The 13,256-nt window shown below is 64.7% G+C and carries 12 protein-coding genes; 8 read left to right on the forward strand and 4 right to left on the reverse strand.

The features are described 5' to 3' along the window. From tkt to OJJ21_RS04540, 5 genes are all read left to right on the forward strand, one after another. Window positions 1-1,793: transketolase (tkt, locus tag OJJ21_RS04520; RefSeq protein ID WP_297683566.1), on the forward strand; the 1,793-nt coding region annotated here is incomplete at its 5' end. A 112-nt stretch (window positions 1,794-1,905) separates the two neighbouring features. Continuing rightward, entirely contained in the window at window positions 1,906-3,684 is a 1,779-nt protein-coding gene (gene msbA, locus OJJ21_RS04525; protein WP_297683568.1) for a lipid A export permease/ATP-binding protein MsbA, read from the forward strand. 2 nt (window positions 3,685-3,686) lie between these two features. Further along, window positions 3,687-4,445, forward strand: a complete 759-nt coding sequence (locus tag OJJ21_RS04530) for a lysophospholipid acyltransferase family protein (protein ID WP_297683570.1) — start codon at window positions 3,687-3,689, stop codon at window positions 4,443-4,445. After that, window positions 4,438-5,445 (forward strand): tetraacyldisaccharide 4'-kinase, encoded by a 1,008-nt coding sequence (lpxK, locus tag OJJ21_RS04535; RefSeq protein ID WP_297683572.1) that lies wholly within the window; start codon window positions 4,438-4,440, stop codon window positions 5,443-5,445. The genes OJJ21_RS04530 and lpxK overlap by 8 nt, the downstream gene beginning before the upstream one ends. Further along, a complete protein-coding gene (locus OJJ21_RS04540; protein WP_297683576.1) occupies window positions 5,438-6,352 on the forward strand; it encodes a lauroyl acyltransferase in 915 nt (304 codons plus the stop codon). Before lpxK ends, OJJ21_RS04540 begins: the two co-directional genes overlap by 8 nt. Window positions 6,353-6,355: 3 nt before the next feature. Here OJJ21_RS04540 and OJJ21_RS04545 read toward each other — a convergent pair whose 3' ends face one another. From OJJ21_RS04545 to xseA, 3 genes are read right to left on the reverse strand one after another with little or no spacing between them, the layout of a single operon-like run. Then, window positions 6,356-7,171 (reverse strand): M23 family metallopeptidase, encoded by an 816-nt coding sequence (locus tag OJJ21_RS04545; protein ID WP_297683578.1) that lies wholly within the window; start codon window positions 7,169-7,171, stop codon window positions 6,356-6,358. Beyond that, complete coding sequence (locus tag OJJ21_RS04550; RefSeq protein WP_297683580.1) at window positions 7,168-7,389, reverse strand: DUF2093 domain-containing protein; 222 nt, start codon at window positions 7,387-7,389, stop codon at window positions 7,168-7,170. Before OJJ21_RS04550 ends, OJJ21_RS04545 begins: the two co-directional genes overlap by 4 nt. Next, window positions 7,389-8,846, reverse strand: coding sequence for an exodeoxyribonuclease VII large subunit (xseA, locus tag OJJ21_RS04555; protein ID WP_297683582.1), 1,458 nt, complete (start codon window positions 8,844-8,846; stop codon window positions 7,389-7,391). Before xseA ends, OJJ21_RS04550 begins: the two co-directional genes overlap by 1 nt. An 81-nt stretch (window positions 8,847-8,927) precedes the next feature. On the opposite strand from xseA, the gene purD reads away from it, so the two are divergent. From purD to OJJ21_RS04570, 3 genes are all read left to right on the forward strand, one after another. Next, window positions 8,928-10,196 carry a phosphoribosylamine--glycine ligase gene (gene purD / locus OJJ21_RS04560; protein WP_297683584.1) on the forward strand — a complete coding sequence of 423 codons (1,269 nt, stop codon included), beginning with the start codon at window positions 8,928-8,930 and terminating at the stop codon, window positions 10,194-10,196. 163 nt (window positions 10,197-10,359) lie between these two features. Beyond that, window positions 10,360-11,427 carry a phosphotransferase gene (locus OJJ21_RS04565; RefSeq protein WP_297683586.1) on the forward strand — a complete coding sequence of 356 codons (1,068 nt, stop codon included), beginning with the start codon at window positions 10,360-10,362 and terminating at the stop codon, window positions 11,425-11,427. 3 nt (window positions 11,428-11,430) lie between these two features. Next, window positions 11,431-12,498 carry a phosphotransferase family protein gene (locus OJJ21_RS04570; RefSeq protein ID WP_297683588.1) on the forward strand — a complete coding sequence of 356 codons (1,068 nt, stop codon included), beginning with the start codon at window positions 11,431-11,433 and terminating at the stop codon, window positions 12,496-12,498. A 58-nt stretch (window positions 12,499-12,556) separates the two neighbouring features. Here the strand turns inward: OJJ21_RS04570 and OJJ21_RS04575 are convergent, their stop codons facing one another. After that, entirely contained in the window at window positions 12,557-12,907 is a 351-nt protein-coding gene (locus tag OJJ21_RS04575) for a PRC-barrel domain-containing protein (RefSeq protein ID WP_297683590.1), read from the reverse strand. Between the last annotated feature and the right edge of the window lie 349 nt (window positions 12,908-13,256).

Here is a 13,256-nt window from a genome sequence, read left to right on the forward strand (position 1 = left end):
TGTCGGCCGGTCATGGCTCGATGCTGCTCTATGCCCTGCTCTACCTGACCGGCTACCAGGACATGACGCTGGATGAGCTGAAGCGCTTCCGCCAGATCGGCGCGCGCACGGCCGGCCACCCGGAATTCGGCCATGCGGGCGGCATCGAAACTACCACCGGCCCGCTCGGCCAGGGCATCGCCACGGCCGTCGGCATGGCGCTGGCCGAACGCGTGATGGCGGCGCAGTTCGATGGCAAGCTGGTCGACCACTTCACCTATGTGATCGCGGGCGACGGCTGCCTGATGGAAGGCATCAGCCATGAGGCCATCTCGATGGCCGGCCATCTGAAGCTGAACAAGCTGATTGTGCTGTGGGACGACAACCAGATTTCCATCGATGGCCCGACCAGCCTGTCGGTCTCCGACGACCAGCTCAAGCGCTTCCAGGCCAGCGGCTGGGCCACCATTGCCGTCGACGGCCACGATCCGGAAGCGGTTGCCGGCGCCATTGCCGCCGCGCAGAAGAGCGACAGGCCGAGCCTGATCGCCTGCCGCACCGTGATCGGCTATGGCGCGCCGACCAAGGCCGGCACGGCGGCAACACATGGTTCGCCGCTCGGCGCCGAGGAAATCAAGGGCACGCGAGAAAAGCTCGGCTGGCCGCATGCGCCGTTCGAGATTCCCGATGCGATCCTGAAGTCCTGGCGCGATCTCGGCGCGGCCGGCGCCACGAAATCTGCGGCCTGGGCCAGGCTGCACGATGCCCTGCCGGCCACCCAGCGCGCCGAATGGGACCGTCGCATCAAGGGCGAGCTGCCGGCCGATTTCGACAAGACCATCTCGGCCTACAAGGCAAAACTCGCGGCCGACAAGCCCAAATGGGCAACGCGCAAGTCGTCGCAGATGGCGCTCGAAGTGATCAATCCGGTCACGCCGGAAACGCTGGGCGGCTCGGCCGATCTCACCGGTTCGAACAATACCAAGACCGCCGGTCTCAACCCGGTGAAGCCGGGCGACTACAGCGGTCGCTACGTCTATTACGGCGTGCGCGAACACGGCATGGCCGCGGCGATGAACGGCATCGCCCTGCATGGCGGCCTGATCCCCTATGGCGGCACCTTCCTGGTCTTCACCGATTACTGCCGCCCCTCGATCCGCCTGTCGGCGCTGATGGAACAGCGCGTCATTTACGTGATGACGCATGACTCGATCGGCCTGGGCGAAGACGGCCCGACGCATCAGCCGGTCGAGCATCTGGCCGCCCTGCGTGCCATTCCGAACCTGCTGGTGCTGCGCCCGGCCGACGCGGTGGAAACCGCTGAAGCCTGGCAGCTCGCCCTGCAGCAAAAGCATCGCCCCAGCGTGCTGGCGCTCACCCGCCAGGACCTGCCGGCGGTGCGCACCACGCATACCGACGAGAATCTGGTCGCCAGGGGCGGCTATGAGCTGTTCGCGGCGGAAGGTGGTGCGGCGAAGGTCACCCTGCTGGCGACCGGTTCGGAAATCGCCATTGCGGTGACGGCCCGCGACCTGTTGCAGAAGGATGGCATCCGGACCCGCGTGGTCTCGATGCCGAGCTTCGAACTGTTCAACGCCCAGGACGAGGCCTATCAGGAAAAGACGCTGGGTCCGGGCACCGTGCGGATCGGCATCGAGGCCGGCGTGCGCCAGGGCTGGGACCGCTACCTCGGGATCAAGGGCGGCTTTGTCGGCATGAGCAGCTTCGGCGCCTCGGGCCCCTATGAGCAGCTCTACAAGCATTTCGGCATTACCCCGGAGGCAGTGGCTGCAGCGGCCAGGCAGCGGTTGTAAACCGCCATACTGTCCGCCATATCCGCTGCCCAGCCTAGCCCCAGTTGGCTGGACCGGTGGCTGCGTGCTATAGCAGCGCAGCATTAACGCCTTGGATCAGGACGGATTTCCGGTGACTTCGCCCGCTGCTCCCGATGACCGCCAGCCGGCCTATGCCAGCAGCAGCAAACTGCTGCGCCGGCTGCTGTCCGAACAGGTGCGGCCGCATCTGGGATCCCTGACTCTGGCGCTGGCCGCCATGATCGTGGTGGCCGCCATGACGGCTGCCACTGCCTGGCTGCTCAAACCGGCCATCGATCAGGTGTTCACCCAGCGCGATCCCTACTGGACCCTGATGATCCCGATCGCTGTAGTGATCGTCGTGGTGATCAAGGGCGTGGCGACCTATTTCGAAGGCACGCTGATGACCAGCTTCGGCGAGAAGGTGATCGCCGATACCCAGATCCGGCTCTACAGCCACCTGATCCATGCCGACCTCGCCTGGTTGCACGACATGCATTCCGGCAGGCTGATCTCCAGCTTCCTGTTCGACGCCACGCTGCTGCGTGAAGCCGTCACCAAGGCGCTGACCGGCATGGTCAAGGACTCGCTCAGCCTGCTCTTCCTGACCGGCGTCATGTTCAGCATGAACTGGCAATTCGCGCTGATTGTCTGCGTGATCTTCCCCTTCGTCGGCCTGAGCACGCGCCGCCTGGGCAAGAAGGCCCGCAAGAATTCCGCGCGTGGTCAGCAGGAAACTGGCAAGTTGACCACGATCCTGAGCGAAACCTTCGAGGGTGCGCGCATGGTCAAGGCCTATGGCATGGAGCAGCGAGAAATCGACCGCGCGCGCGCCTCGGTCGATACGCGCCTCAGCCATCTGATGAAAGTGGTGCGCGCCCGCGCCGCTGCCAGCCCGACCACCGAAGCGCTCGGCGGTATCGCGGTGGCCGTGATCATCTATATCGGCGGCACCAGCGAAACGCTGACGCTGGGCACCTTGACTGCCTTCATCTATGCCGCGCTCACGGCTTACCAGCCGCTCAAATCCCTGGCCAATTTCCAGACCGCGATGCAGGAGGGCCTGGCCGCCGCCGACCGCATCTTCACCATTCTCGACATCAAGCCGACCATCGCGGAACATGATGGCGCCAGGCCGCTGCAGATCGCCGGCGGCGAAATCCGCCTGGACAATGTCAGCTTCCGCTATGCCGCCGACAAAACCGCGCTGCAGGATATCAGCCTGCTGGTGCCGCCGGGCAGGAAAGCGGCCCTGGTCGGGGCTTCGGGCGCCGGCAAATCGACCCTGCTCAACCTGGTGCCGCGTTTCTATGATGCCAGCGCCGGCCGCGTGCTGATCGATGGCCAGGATGTGCGCGATGTGACGCTGGCATCCCTGCGCCGCAATGTGGCCCTGGTCAGCCAGGAACTGACGCTGTTCGATGATACCATCCGCGCCAATATCGCCTATGGCCGGCCCGAGGCCAGCCAGGCCGAGATCGAGTCGGCGGCGCGCCACGCCGCTGCGCATGATTTCATTTCGGCCCTGCCGCAGGGCTACGACACGGTGGTGGGCGAGAACGGCGTCAAACTCTCGGGTGGCCAGCGCCAGCGCATCGCGATTGCCCGTGCCATGCTGCGCGATGCACCGATCCTGCTGCTGGACGAAGCCACCAGCGCCCTGGACACCGAATCCGAACGCCTGATCCAAACCGCTCTGGGCGAATTGATGCGCGGCCGCACCACGCTGGTGATCGCCCATCGCCTCTCCACAGTGATTGATGCCGATGTGATCTTCGTGCTCGATCACGGCCGTCTGGTGGAGCAGGGCAGTCATGCCGAGTTGCTGGCGCGCAACGGCGTCTACGCCCGGCTGTATGCGACCCAGTTCGCTGTCGAGGTCCAGGCCTGAGCATGAGCTGGTGGAAGCGCATCCAGCGCAGCAAGGCAGCGGTGCGTTTTGCCGCCGACATGATCGCCTTCTATGTCCGGCTCGTCTATGCCACCACACGCTGGGACATACGCGGCCAGGAGTACCCGGACGCGTTCTGGTCGGAGAACCGGCCCTTTGTCCTCAGTTTCTGGCATGGTCGCCTGCTGATGATCCCGCCGACCTGGCGACGCGATCGCGCCATGCATATGCTGATCTCGCAGCATCGCGATGGCGAACTGATTGCGCGGGCCATGGACCCCTTCGGCATTGGCACGGTGCGGGGTTCAGGCGCCAAGGCCGGCAAAAAAGATAAAGGCGGCAGCGGCGCGTTGCGCGTGATGGTCCGTCAGCTCAAGCTTAATGAATATGCCGGCTTCACGCCGGATGGTCCGCGCGGCCCCCGTATGCGGGCAGGCACCGGGGTGATCGCCGCTGCCCGGCTGGCAAAAGTGCCGATCCTGCCGGTGACCTATGCTGTAAAACGCCGGCGCGTGATAAACTCCTGGGACCGGTTCATCCTGCCATGGCCATTCAACCGGGGCGTTTATCTCTGGGGCGAACCCATCGACGTGCATAGCGATACCACCGAAACGCCGGAACAGGCCGCACTGCGTCTCGAGGCGGTGCTGAATGCGCTGACCGAGCAGGCCGACCGGATATGCGGCCACAGCCCGATTGCGCCCGCCGAACGGCTTGTCCCGCAGCGCGACGCCACTGCGCATGCAGGGGGCGATGCCTAAGGCCGCGCCACGCTTCTGGCAGGCCGGTGTGGCATCGCCGCTGCCGGCCCTGCTGCGGCCCCTGGCAGCCATCTACGGATTTGGGAATCGCCTGAACCAGCGCATCACGGCAGCACAGGAAATCGGTGTGCCGGTGCTTTCGATCGGCAATCTGGTGGCCGGTGGCGCCGGCAAGACGCCGACCGCCATCGCCATCGCCCAGCGGCTGCTGGCTCTCGGCCGCCATCCCCAGATCGTCAGTCGTGGCTATGGCGGCCGCCTGACCGGCCCGGTGCGGGTCGACCTCAACCGCCATCATGCCGCCGATGTAGGCGACGAGGCCCTGCTGCTGGCGCTTGCCGCCCCCACCTGGATCGGCAGCAATCGCCCGGCCGCCGCGCGCGCCGCCGTCGCTGCCGGCGCCGACTGCATCATCGCCGACGATGCGCATCAGACCTATGCGCTGGCCCGCCGGCTCAGCCTGCTGGTGGTCGATGGCGGGTACGGTTTCGGCAACGGGCTGCAATTGCCGGCCGGGCCGCTGCGGGAACCGATCGAGGATGGCCTGGCGCGTTGCGACGCCCTGGTGGTGATCGGGCCACGCACGGTGGCCCTGCCCGACTTCGGCCGTCGTCCGGTTTTCAACGCGACCCTGGAACCCAACGCCGCCGATGCGGTGCGCCTGCGCGGTCGTCGCGTGCTGGCTTTCGCGGGCATCGGCCGACCGGAGAAGTTTTTCACATCCCTGCAACAACTCGGCGCCACAGTGGTGCAGACTGCCACTTTCCCCGATCATGCCCCCTACAGCCCCGACACCGTGATGCGCCTCGTTGAAACCGCCCATGGCCTGAGCGCCATTCCGGTCACCACCGCGAAGGATCAGGTACGGCTGCCGGCTGCAGCCCGCGCCATGGTCGATGTGCTGCGCGTGTCGCTGGCATTTGCCGAACCGCAGTTGCTCGACACCTATCTGCAGAAGATGCTGCCGCCGGCGCAGAAGCAGGCCCATTCCCGTGCGTAAAATCCTGTTTCCGCGCGCCGAGCCGCATGAGTATGTCGCCGCCTGGGGTGCCCGGCTGGCGCTGGCATTGTTCGGCGCCCTCCCGCTCGACCGCGCCTCGGCGCTTGGCGGATGGATCGCACGCAAGATCGGCCCGCATCTTGGCACGCATAAGATTGCTGCGCGCAACCTGGCGCATGCCATGCCGGAGTTGACGTCAGACCAGCAGCAGGTCGTGCTGAACGGCATGTGGGACAATCTCGGCCGGGTGGTCGCCGAATACGCACATCTCGGCGAACTCGACATCGCCATTCCCGGCCAGCCCAGCGAAAAGACCGGTCATGTGGAAGTGGTCGGCATCGAGCATGTCCAGGCTATCCGCGACAGCGGCAAACCGGCAATGTTTTTCTCGGCGCATTACGGCAATTGGGAACTCAACGGTCTGGCTGCACAGCATCTCGGCATGCATATGCTGTTGGTCTATCGCGCCGCCAACAACCCCCTGACCGAAGAAATCCTGCAGGGCCTGCGCACATCACTGGGCGGCCGTCATGTGCCCAAAGGGATCAAAGCGGCGCGAGAAATCCTCGCCATGCTGAAAAGTAACGAGCATGTCGCCATGCTGGTTGACCAGAAACTCAGCAACGGTATCGCCGTGCCGTTTTTCGGCCGAGACGCAATGACGACGCCGGCGCTCGCGGAATTCGCATTGCGCATGAACTGTCCGATGGTACCGGCCTATGTCGAGCGACTGTCCGGAACGCATTTCCGCCTGACAATCGAACCGCCGATGCAGGTTGAAAAGACCGGCGATCACAGCCGCGATGTCTATAACGCGATGCTGCAGGTCAACCGCAAGATCGAAGGCTGGATTCGCGCGCGCCCCGATCACTGGTTCTGGGTACATCGGCGCTGGCCGAAAGAATAACCGCTATTCCCTGGGCAGCAGGCGCCGCGGATCGAGCCGCACGTCGAACCAGTTGAGCCGCCAGTCGAGATGCGGACCGGTAGCGCGCCCGGTGGCTCCCACCGTGCCGATCTGCTGGCCCTGCTTTACCTGTTGGCCGACCTTCACGGTCACGTTCTGCAGATGCGAATAGGCCGAGTTGATGCCCATGCCATGATCGATGATGATGGTGCCGCCGGTGAAATAGATATCCTTCTCCGCCAGCACCACTTCGCCACTCGCCGGCGCCACCACCGGGCTGCCGGTGGGTGCCGCGATATCGAGGCCGAAATGCGGCGTGCGCGGTTCGCCGTTGAGAATCCGCTGGCTGCCATAGACGCCTGAGACCGGGCCCCTGGCGGGCCAGATCCAGTCCTGCAGGAAATCCTGCCGCGGCGTATTGCGCTGGCGTACCGCCGCAATCTGCGCATTCTCGCGCCTGATGCGCTCCAGCACGGCTGGCGGTGGCGTCACCTGTGCCGGCGGCAGGCCGTCGATGCGCTGGATGTCATATGTCTGCGGCGCGATCCGCAGCGGCAGCGTCTCGCTCTGGCCGCCGCGATGGCTGACCGTTAAAGATACTATGGCCGGCTCGTCGCGGCCGAAACCGAAAACGAAGCGGCCATCCTGCGCCACCGGCACGCCGCGCTCGCCGAGCTTCAGTGTGATGCCCGGCTGGGCCACTCCGATAATGAGACCGCCCTGGCTGAAATCGCCGCTCCACGATAAGCCCGCCGGCGCTTCGTTCGCCGCGGCAGTGCCGCTCAGCAGCAGAAGGAGTGCGGCGAGCCAGCGCTTCATGCGCGCTTCACCGGATCGCCAACCAGGCCGCGCGTCGCCACAACCGCGTCGGCATAGGCCTCCTGGCGATCGACGCTCCAGTAGCGCAGACGCTCGAGCGGAATGCGCACGCCCGTCACCGAACAGGTGACATAGGATCCGGGAAACACGATGTCGAAAGCGCCATGGCGATAATGCACCCGGGCTTCTATTTCGCGCGGCAACGGCGGTGTCTGCATCAGAACAGGCTTTCCTGTTTGGTGGACTTGGCGGGAGGCGCAGGTCGTTTTGCAGTCGGCGCCGTACTACCGGTACCGACGATCTGCGCATCGCGCCGACCATCCTGCATCTCGATGGCTACCGTCGCCCCCGGCGCCATCGCCGCGGCACTGTTCAGCGCGCGGCCATCGGCGTCGTAGACAACGGCAAAGCCGCGCGACAGCACATTACGATACGACAGGCTCTCCAGCAGCTTGGCAGGCTGGGCAAGCCGCTGGACGGCATCGGCCCGGCGCTGGCGCAACGCGCGCAGCAGCCGCGCATCGGTCTCTTTCAGCTGGCGGCGATAATCCGCCACCTCGCGCCGCAGCAGCGCCGGCCGCAGTTTGGCCAGTTCGGCCTGCATCTCGGCCTTCTTGGCAGCCAGGGCGACGCGCAGGGCATGGCGGAAGCGGTCGGACAGATCATCAACCCGCTGCCGCATCATATCGAGCTGTTCGCGCGGGCCGCGCAGGCCACGGCCGAGACCATCGAGCTGCTGGCGCTTCTCGCGTGCCATTCGCGTCATGCCGCGACGCAGGCGCTCGTCCAGGCCGGCAACGCCGGAGACCAGATCGAGCCGCACCGGCACAGCCATTTCGGCCGCTGCGGTCGGTGTCGGCGCGCGGCGGTCGGAGGCAAAATCGATCAGCGTGGTATCGGTTTCATGGCCGACTGCGGAAATCAGCGGGATATCCGAAGCGGCGGCGGCGCGCACCACCGCCTCTTCGTTGAAGGCCATCAGGTCCTCCAGGCTGCCGCCGCCACGCGCCACGATCAGCAGATCGGGCCGCGGCACGACACCACCCTCAGGCAATGCATTGAAACCACGGATGGCCCTGGCGACCTGCTCGGCAGCACCCTCGCCCTGGACCAGCACCGGCCAGACCAGCACATGGGTGGGAAACCGGTCGGCCAGGCGATGCAGGATGTCGCGGATCACCGCACCCGTGGGTGAAGTCACCACGCCGATCACGCGCGGCAGGTAGGGCAACGGCCGCTTGCGCTCGGCGGCAAACAGGCCCTCGGCAGCCAGCTTCTGCTTGCGCTGCTCCAGCAGCGCCATCAGCGCGCCGAGGCCGGCCAGTTCCATGCGCTCGACCACCATCTGGTATTTTGAGCGGCCGGGATAGCTGGTCAGCCTGCCCGAGCAGATCACCTCCATGCCATCCTCGGGCTTGACCCCGAGGCGGGCGGCGCTGCCCTTCCAGCACACGCCGTCCAGCACCGAATCGGCGTCCTTGAGCGAGAAATACAGATGGCCCGAGGCGGCCCGCTTGAAGCCGGAAATCTCGCCCCGCACCCGCACCCAGCCGAAGCTCTCCTCGATGCTGCGTTTCAGGCGCAGCGAGAGCTCGGTAACCGTATATTCCGGCACGTTTCCTGGCGCCGCCGGGGTGGCGGCCGGACCGGGCTGGGTGGGCTCGAAATCGCTCATGGGAAGCCTTGCGTCTGCTTGCCCCATGATACAAACATTGCCGCCATTCCTCCAGTCGCCCAATCATCCCAAGGGACCGACATGAATCTTCTCGTCATCGGATCGGGCGGGCGCGAGCACGCCCTGTGCTGGGCACTGAGCGCCTCGCCGCTGGTCACCAAGCTGGTCTGCGCTCCGGGCAATCCGGGGATCGCCCAGGTGGCCAGGCTGGCGCCGGTCAACCCGGTGGATCTCGATGCGGTGCTCAAGCTGTGCCGCGACGAGCATATCGATTTCGTCGTGATCGGTCCGGAGGCCCCGCTGGTTGCCGGTCTGGTCGACCATCTGGAAGCCCATGGCTTCGCCTGTTTCGGCCCCAGCAAGGCGGCCGCACAGCTCGAGGGCTCCAAGGGATTCATGAAGGATCTCTGCGCCAAATACGGCATTCCGACGGCTGCCTATGGCCGCTTCAGGGAGGCCGCCGCGGCCGAAGCCTTCATCCGCAGACAGGGCGCCCCCATCGTGGTGAAGGCCGATGGCCTTGCCGCCGGCAAGGGCGTGACCGTGGCGACGACGCTGGACGAAGCGCTGGCAGCCAATACCGCGCTGTTTGCCGAACCCGGTGCCGAAGTGGTGATCGAGGAATTCCTCGATGGCGAGGAAGTCAGCTTTTTCGCGCTGGTGGATGGCAGGCATGCGCTGGCGCTCGCCTCGGCGCAGGATCACAAGCGCGTCGGTGACGGCGATACCGGGCCGAATACCGGCGGCATGGGCGCCTATTCACCGGCACCGGTGCTGACCCCGGCGTTGCAGCAGGAAGTCATGGACCGCATCATTCTGCCGACCGTCAATGGCATGATCGCGGAGGGCACGCCGTTCAAGGGTGTGCTGTTCGCCGGACTGATGCTGACCAAAGACGGTCCGAAGCTGCTGGAATACAACACCCGCTTCGGCGACCCGGAATGCCAGACGCTGATGCTGCGACTAAAGTCGGACCTGCTGCCCGCGCTGATGGCATCGCGCGATGGCGTACTGAAGGATTTCGACCTGCGCTGGCGCGACGAAGCCGCACTCTGCGTGGTGATGGCGGCGGAGGGCTATCCGGGCGAGCCGCGCAAGGATACGCTGATCGAAGGTCTTGATGCCGCTGCGGCGGAAACCGATACCGTGGTATTCCACGCCGGCACCAAAGCCGGCCCGGATGGCGCGATCCTCGCCAATGGTGGTCGCGTACTGGGTGTCTGCGGCCTGGGCAAGACGATTGGCGTGGCACAGGCCCGCGCCTATGCTGCTGTGGATAAAATCCGCTGGCCGCACGGCTTCTGCCGTCGCGACATTGGCTGGCGCGCCATCGCGCGCGAGAAAAACTGACGGCGCACAAGCAATAACAACAGCATTGCCGGAAAAACGGGACTGCCGATAGGCGGTTGCGCCGGATGGCGCCGCATGGCTATCGTAGCTCCGGGCGTGCCCGGCGAGATCTTCTTGGGAGATATTCTTGGACCGCGCCCCAATGAGACGAGGAAACGATAGCATGAGCGATCAGGACCGCTTCGTCGGCACCATGCCGGTGCAGGAGCGCCACACCTTCGATGAAGCCGCACTGGAAAGCTGGCTCAGGCAGAATGTTGCCGATTACCGCGGCCCACTGACCATCCAGCAGTTTAAAGGAGGCCAGTCGAACCCGACCTTCATGCTGGTCACCCCTGATCGCAAATACGTACTGCGGCGCAAACCGCCGGGCAAGCTGCTGCCCTCCGCGCATGCGGTCGATCGCGAATACCGGGTGATCACCGCGCTGGGCCAGACCGATGTGCCCGTCGCGCGGACTTACGGCTTGTGCGAAGACGACAGCGTGATCGGCACGGCTTTCTATGTGATGGACTGCGTCGAGGGCCGCATCTTCTGGGATCAGCGACTGCCGGGCATGAGCCGCGAGGAACGCGCCGGCATTTTCGATGCCATGAACAGGACGATCGCGGCCTTGCACAAAGTCGATTACACCGCCATCGGGCTCGGCGACTACGGCAAGCCGGGCGACTACTTCGCCCGCCAGATCAGCCGTTGGAGCAAGCAGTACAAAGCGTCGGAAACCGAAGAGATTCCGGCGATGGACAAGCTGATCGAATGGCTGCCGGCGCATATTCCGCCCGGCGAGGAAACCAGCATCGTCCATGGCGACTACCGCATGGACAATATGATCTTCCACCCCACCGAGCCGCGCGTCATCGCCGTACTGGACTGGGAACTCTCCACACTGGGCCATCCGCTCGGCGATTTCAGCTACCACCTGATGTCGTGGCGGCTCGCACCGGAAACCTTCCGTGGCCTCGCCGGCGTCGATTTCTCTGACCTGGGGATTCCGACCGAGCAGGACTACACTGCGGCCTACTGCAAACGCACCGGCCGCGACGGCATTCCGCATCTCGATTTCTACATGGCCTATAACATGTTCCGCATTGCAGGCATCCTGCAGGGCATCATGGGCCGGGTGAAAGACGGCACCGCCGCCAGCCAGCACGCGATCGAGTCCGGTAAACGGGCAAAGCCGATCGCCGAGCAGGCCTGGGCGCTGGTGGAGCGCATCACGGGAGGCAAATAGCCGATGGCGGCCGCCGACCTGACCCCCGTACAACCGCACCACCGGTTCGACGAGGCCAGGCTGGCGGCGTATCTCGCCAAACATCTGCCGGATTTCAAGGCACCGCTCACCGTACAGCAGTTCAAGGGACCGGCCGCCAGCCCGGCCTTCATGCTGCACAGCCCGGGGCGAAACTTCGTTTTACGCAAGCGCAGCCAGCCCAAGAAAGGCTGCAGCATGGCGGAATCGATCGAACGCGATTTCGGCCTGCTGCGCGCCCTGCATGGTGCCGGGTTGCCGGTGGGCCAGCCGCAGCTCGCCTGCACCGACGAAAGCGTGATCGGTGCACCCTTCTATCTGCTCGACTATGTCCCGGGCCGGCATTTCCGCGATCCCGGCCTGCCCGGCATGGATGCCAAGCAGCGTCAGGCCCATTACGAGGCCATGGCCGAAACACTGGCCCGGCTGCATGCCCTGCTGCCCGCACAGACCAGCCTGCCGGCCAATGGCAGCGGCCTCGACTACCTCACCCGGCAGGTCACCGCTCTGATCGAACAGTATCGCACCAACGCGACCGATGAGATTGCAGCGATGGAGCGTCTGCTCGACTGGCTGCCGGCGCATGTGCCGACCGACGATGTTACCAGCCTGATGCACGGCAATTTCCGTCTCGACAGCCTGACCTTCCATTCCAGCGAACCCCGCGTTGTCGCCGTGCATGACTGGGACCTGGCGCTGATCGGTCATCCTCTCGCCGACCTGGCGATCAATTGCATGCCATGGCGTGTGACAATTCCCGGCATGGGCAGCCTGCAGGGGATCGATTTCATTGAAAGCGGCATTCCCGGCGAACCGGATTACCTCAATGCCTATTGCCGCCACAGCGACCGTGACGGGATTCCGCACTGGAATTTCTATCTTGCCTTCGCGCTGTTCCGCGTCGCCGTGATGGCGCAGGGTATCGTCAAGCGCGGCGCGAACGGCAATCCCGCCAATCCGGCTGCCGCCCAGGCGCTCAAGGTCTATGCCGCATTGGTCCGCTCGGTGGCCAACCAGGCCTGGAACCTGATCGACGGCAGCGACGACGGCTAAAAAAAGAAGGCGCCCCCATCGCTGGGAGCGCCTTCTCTGTCATGTGCCGGGTGCGTGGTTACATCCAGAACGGCGGCACGCCGTAATAGTCGTGCACCTTGCGGCCCCAAGCTTCATCTTCCCAGTTCACCCGGTCCTTGTCGCCATAAGTCGGTGCGCCTTCGAGCACCTTCTTGTCGAGATTGACGACATAGCCGCCCTGTTTGCTGTCGTAAGTCAGCATGCTCCAGGGCAGCGGATGATGGCGGTCGCCGATGCCGAGGAAGCCGCCGAACGACATGTCGGCATAGGCCACCTTGCCCGACATCTTGTCGATCATCACGTTGTTGATCGAACCGAGTTTGTCGCCCTTCGGATTGTAGACGGTGGTGCCTTCTACCTTGTCGGCGGAAATCAGACGGTCGGTCATGGGGTATCCTCCTTGTTGGTGTGATACAGACCCCGCAAGGCTGCAGGAAACCTGCAGCCGCCTGCGCGTACCCTAATAAACGCCAAGAAAATCAGAGGGTTCCGATAAAATTTACTTTACGGAGCTTGGCCGGACTTTCCGCGGCAATCCAGTCTCTTCACCAGAATATGAGGGGTGGCAGGCTGCGACCGTTGGGAATCGCGGGAACCTTGTAATCCGTCAGTCATTCGGAATTGCATGAATGCAAATCCCGGTAGAAGATACCGGTCGGATTTAAGCTCCGGGCAGGATGGGCGGGAGCAGATACGGTGTAGCGGGCGAAACCGCCGTTACAGGCAGGGGAAATGTC

The sequence above is a fragment of the Ferrovibrio sp. genome (assembly GCF_025869515.1).
Lineage (GTDB): Bacteria > Pseudomonadota > Alphaproteobacteria > Ferrovibrionales > Ferrovibrionaceae > Ferrovibrio.

Coding starts and splice junctions, on each gene's coding strand:
- OJJ21_RS04570 (WP_297683588.1), top strand. CDS start 11,431: ATGGCGGCCGCCGACCTGACCCCCGTACAACCGCACCACCGGTTCGAC.
- OJJ21_RS04545 (WP_297683578.1), bottom strand. CDS start 7,171: ATGAAGCGCTGGCTCGCCGCACTCCTTCTGCTGCTGAGCGGCACTGCC.
- OJJ21_RS04565 (WP_297683586.1), top strand. CDS start 10,360: ATGAGCGATCAGGACCGCTTCGTCGGCACCATGCCGGTGCAGGAGCGC.
- OJJ21_RS04530 (WP_297683570.1), top strand. CDS start 3,687: ATGAGCTGGTGGAAGCGCATCCAGCGCAGCAAGGCAGCGGTGCGTTTT.
- purD (WP_297683584.1), top strand. CDS start 8,928: ATGAATCTTCTCGTCATCGGATCGGGCGGGCGCGAGCACGCCCTGTGC.
- xseA (WP_297683582.1), bottom strand. CDS start 8,846: ATGAGCGATTTCGAGCCCACCCAGCCCGGTCCGGCCGCCACCCCGGCG.
- OJJ21_RS04575 (WP_297683590.1), bottom strand. CDS start 12,907: ATGACCGACCGTCTGATTTCCGCCGACAAGGTAGAAGGCACCACCGTC.
- lpxK (WP_297683572.1), top strand. CDS start 4,438: ATGCCTAAGGCCGCGCCACGCTTCTGGCAGGCCGGTGTGGCATCGCCG.
- OJJ21_RS04550 (WP_297683580.1), bottom strand. CDS start 7,389: ATGCAGACACCGCCGTTGCCGCGCGAAATAGAAGCCCGGGTGCATTAT.